The organism is Bradyrhizobium sp. SZCCHNRI20481 (genome assembly GCF_032485055.1).
In the GTDB taxonomy this organism is placed as follows: domain Bacteria; phylum Pseudomonadota; class Alphaproteobacteria; order Rhizobiales; family Xanthobacteraceae; genus Bradyrhizobium.
Map to the genome: position 1 here is coordinate 1 of NZ_JAUEUE010000040.1, position 1,596 is coordinate 1,596.

The following is a 1,596-nucleotide window of genomic DNA, read 5'->3' on the forward strand; positions in this document are numbered from 1 at the left end:
CCATCGTCGACGAAGCAGCGATGATCGACGCCCTGCGCTCCGGCCACATCCGCCACGCCGGCCTCGACGTCTTCAACACCGAGCCGCTGCCCGCCGGTCACGTGCTGACCACGATCCCGAACGTGACGCTGTCCGCGCACTCGGCCTTCCGCACCCCGGAGGCGAGCGAAAACCTGATCCACGCCGCGTGGGAGCACTGCCGGCGGGTGGCGACAGAGTAAACGCTCTCTCCTCCGTCATTGCGAGCGCAGTGTTCAGCCCGGAGACATAGCTTACACCTGTTCGGGGACATAGTTGACAGTTTTGGGGTCGCGCAGATCAATCGCTGCGATCTGATGTGCGGCAAAGAAAATTCCGAACTTTCCGTCGGCACTGAGTGGCCGGATAGCCAGCCGCTCACCTCGGAAGGCTTGCGGGACTTTCCAGAGCCGCCCCTCGAAACTGACGTAGGCCTTCGTGCTCGACACGGAACGGATGCTCTCACCCTCGTCGTATTCGACGATCGGAAGCCGGTCTGGCATCGCACGTTGGCTCGGTTGATAGCGGCTTGCCGGCACGTCGAAGTTCAAGGCCTCGTGCGGCCGGTCGAGATTGTAGACGGAGCGCCATCCGTCGAGTGCCCGCTGGACATCGGGAAGATCACGGTAGCGCCTGAAGGCAAACACCTCGGCCTTCAGACTACGGTGGAAGCGTTCGTTCTTGCCGCGGCTCTGAGGATGGTAGGGCCGGCTGTGGATCGTTCGAACGCCGAGCTTCAGAAGCCAGACCGTCAACGCGGTCCAGGGGTCTTCGAGGGTAAATCCCCAGGGGCCACCATTGTCGACGAACATCGCATCCGGCAGTCCATAACGGCGGAACGTCGTCTCCAAATGTCCTTTGACCGTAGAGCCGCGCTCGTTGTCACAAGCCGCCAGGCACAACGAGAAGCGGGAGTGATCGTCCAACGCTGTCAGCGGATGACAGGACACACCATTCTCCAGCGCACTGTGCCCCTTGAAGTCCATCTGCCACAGCTGATTGGGCGCATCCTTCTCGAACCGCGTGTAGGGCTGTCCGGGCGTGCCTGCAGGCTCGACCACTCGATCGTAGCGGCGCAGGATGGTGTGCACGGTAGATATCGCCGGGACAGCTTGACCATCACGCTCAAGACACCGTGCAAGCTTGCGCGCGCCCCAGGCCGGGTGAGCATCGCGCAATGCGACAATCTGCTGCTCGGTCGCAGCCGCGGTGCGCTCCGGACTTCGATGAGGCCGCCGCGACCGATCCGCCAGCGCCGTGTCCCCAGCGTCATGCCGCTGGATCCATTTGTAGCCCGTCTGAGGGCTGATGCCGAACCGCCGACACAGCTCCCGCCGGTTCGCCCCTTCCTGCTTGGCAAGCATCACAAACTCTCGTCGCTGGTCCATGACAGACACCTCTCGCCACGGCATCGCTCGCCCCTCTGCTTGACGAATCGAGCCGATTTTGAAGTGTCAACCATCTCCCCGAACACCCGTCAGCTATGTCCCCGGGCTGAACACTGCGCTCGCAATGACGCGGAGAGAGCGGCGCAAGAGTCCGATATACCTATCAAACAGCAACAGGCCGCGCCAAACA

General features: G+C 62.6%; 2 protein-coding genes. One reads left to right on the top strand and one right to left on the bottom strand.

Features of this window, described 5'->3' with window-relative positions:
• Nucleotides 1-221 (top strand): NAD(P)-dependent oxidoreductase (locus tag QX132_RS32995; protein ID WP_316163879.1); only part of this gene is annotated, 221 nt, incomplete at its 5' end.
• Between the two features lie 51 nt (nt 222-272).
• Here the strand turns inward: QX132_RS32995 and QX132_RS33000 are convergent.
• Nucleotides 273-1,430 carry an IS481 family transposase gene (locus QX132_RS33000; RefSeq protein ID WP_315759740.1) on the bottom strand — a complete coding sequence of 386 codons (1,158 nt, stop codon included), beginning with the start codon at nt 1,428-1,430 and terminating at the stop codon, nt 273-275.
• Nucleotides 1,431-1,596 lie beyond the last annotated feature (166 nt).

Coding starts and splice junctions, on each gene's coding strand:
- QX132_RS33000 (WP_315759740.1), bottom strand. CDS start 1,430: ATGCCGTGGCGAGAGGTGTCTGTCATGGACCAGCGACGAGAGTTTGTG.